General features: G+C 75.8%; 4 protein-coding genes. All 4 read right to left on the bottom strand.

The window, feature by feature from the left end; genetic code table 11:
* Positions 1-446, bottom strand: a 446-nt coding sequence (locus GTW08_RS11365) for a hypothetical protein (RefSeq protein ID WP_202417036.1), incomplete at its 3' end; no start/stop codon positions are given.
* Positions 447-630: 184 nt separating this feature from the next.
* Positions 631-972 carry a nitrile hydratase accessory protein gene (locus GTW08_RS11360; protein WP_073574372.1) on the bottom strand — a complete coding sequence of 114 codons (342 nt, stop codon included), beginning with the start codon at positions 970-972 and terminating at the stop codon, positions 631-633.
* On the bottom strand, positions 969-1,556 hold the full coding sequence (gene nthA, locus GTW08_RS11355; protein WP_073574373.1) for a nitrile hydratase subunit alpha: 588 nt from the start codon (positions 1,554-1,556) through the stop codon (positions 969-971). Before nthA ends, GTW08_RS11360 begins: the two co-directional genes overlap by 4 nt.
* On the bottom strand, positions 1,553-1,852 hold a 300-nt coding region (locus GTW08_RS11350; RefSeq protein WP_161151886.1), incomplete at its 5' end, for an SH3-like domain-containing protein. The genes GTW08_RS11350 and nthA, both read right to left, overlap by 4 nt.

The following is a 1,852-nucleotide window of genomic DNA, read 5'->3' as shown; positions in this document are numbered from 1 at the left end:
TAGAGCGACGGCCCGGGGAGCCCGGGAGTGAGGGCGCGCGCGTTGTCGGTGACGGCGGCGAAGCCCTGCCGCCCCCACACCCAGACCGCGCGGTCCCCGGCGCCGCGCAGCGTGCCGGTGATCGGCGCCGAGACGAACGTGAGGTCCCCGTCGGTCGCGGTGAACCGGTCGGCGCCGGGCACCGCACCGACCGGGAGCGCCCCGGACAGCGCGTCGACGAGGGTCCCGCGGGCGGGGGTGCACGAACGCAGCGCGGCGGGCGGGTCGTCGACGGCGAGCCGGGCGAACTCGGTGGCCGGGTCGATCTCGCGGGACGCGCGCGCCTCCCCCGGTGCGACGAGCGCGCCGAACCCGACGACGACGGCGGCCAGCACACCGGCACCCACCAGCAGGACCCCGGCACACCAGGCGACGGTCCGCAGGACCACCGACCCGGATCCGCTCATGGCACCAATCTATCCGCGCACCGGGGTATCGGCCCTGCGGAAACATGATCGGTTATCGAGCGGTGACACCGGCCGGGTCGCGCACGGCCCCGATCGGGTCGGCGCAGTTCCGTTCCGCATTCGTATGGGGTAGGGCGCGGGAGTACGGTCACCTCCCATTCGGTCACCACCGGTGAATGTGTTTCTACCGAACGTGACCATGGCCGTCGTGGTCGTGGTCGTGGCCGGCCGGGCGGGCGGCGAGACCCGCGGCGCGGGTGGACACGTCGGCCCCGCCCAGCCGACCCGCGGCGACGAGCGCGTCCTCGCAGGCGGCGAGCCAGCAGCCGTAGTAGGGGGCGGCGGGGTCGGCGGCGATCCGCGCGACCAGCCGGTCGCGGAAGCCGTCCCAGGTGAACACCCCCGCCTCGGCGAGCGCGACGGCCAGCCCGAATGCGCGTCCCTCCCAGGGCGCGGCGAACACCAGCTCCCCGTTGGCGCGCGGCGGGGCGGCGGGGCCCGCGACGTCGAGCAGCGGAGCGCTCACGACGGTTCCACCGCCTCGGCGACCCCGACCATCGCGTCCCGCCCGACCAGCCCGGCGAGCTGCTCGGCGGTGAGCCCCTCGGTGCCCGCGGGGCGGCGCGGCAGCACCAGGTAGCGGACCTCGGCCGAGGAGTCCCACACCTCGATCCGACGCTCCGGGGGCACGTCGAGGCCCATCTCGGCGAGCACGGTCCGCGGCTCGCGCACGACCCGGGCCCGGTAGGCGGGGTCCTTGTACCAGCTCGGGGGCAGCCCGAGGACCGGCCACGGGTAGCAGGAGCACAGCGTGCAGACCACGACGTGGTGCACCTGCTCGGTCTGCTCCAGCACCACCATGTGCTCGCCCTGCGGTCCGGTGAACCCGAGCGAGGCGATGGCCGCGGTGCCGTCGCGCAGCAGCCACTCCCGGAACTGCGGGTCGGTCCAGGCGCGGGCGACGACCGTCGCGCCGTTCAGCGGGCCGACGTCGCGTTCGTAGGTGCGCACGAACCCGTCGACGACGGCCGGGTCCACCAGCCCCCGTTCGACCAGCAGCTCCTCCAGTGCCGCGGTGCGCAGCGCCGGACCGGGATCGTCGTCGGTCATCGTGGCTCCAGGTAGGACTCGAACAGGTCGGCGTGCACGGTGACGTGCGGGTCCGCGCCGGGGCCCCACACGTCCGGCGCGGCGAACGCGACGGTGTACACGTGCTCGGGGTGCTCACCGGCGAACACCGCGTGGGTGTCGGGCAGCACGTGTGCGGGCCGCACCGCGGTCACGGCGCCGGGTGTCCCGCGCAGGTAGCGGGGCAGCTTGCACGGCCCGCGGCCGACCGGGCCCGCCGACGGTGCGGGCGGAGCGACGTTCGGGGGCTCGCGGCGGGCGCGGACCGGGTCGCCGGG

It is taken from the genome of Pseudonocardia sp. SID8383 (assembly GCF_009864975.1).
Classification (GTDB): Bacteria; Actinomycetota; Actinomycetes; order Mycobacteriales; family Pseudonocardiaceae; genus Pseudonocardia; species Pseudonocardia alni.
The sequence above is the reverse complement of the archived record's forward strand: the minus strand, read 5'-3'. Positions and strand labels throughout refer to the sequence as shown.

Bases quoted from the DNA above. Each gene is read 5' to 3' on its own strand.
- nthA (WP_073574373.1), bottom strand. From the start codon at position 1,556: ATGACCGACGACGATCCCGGTCCGGCGCTGCGCACCGCGGCACTGGAG.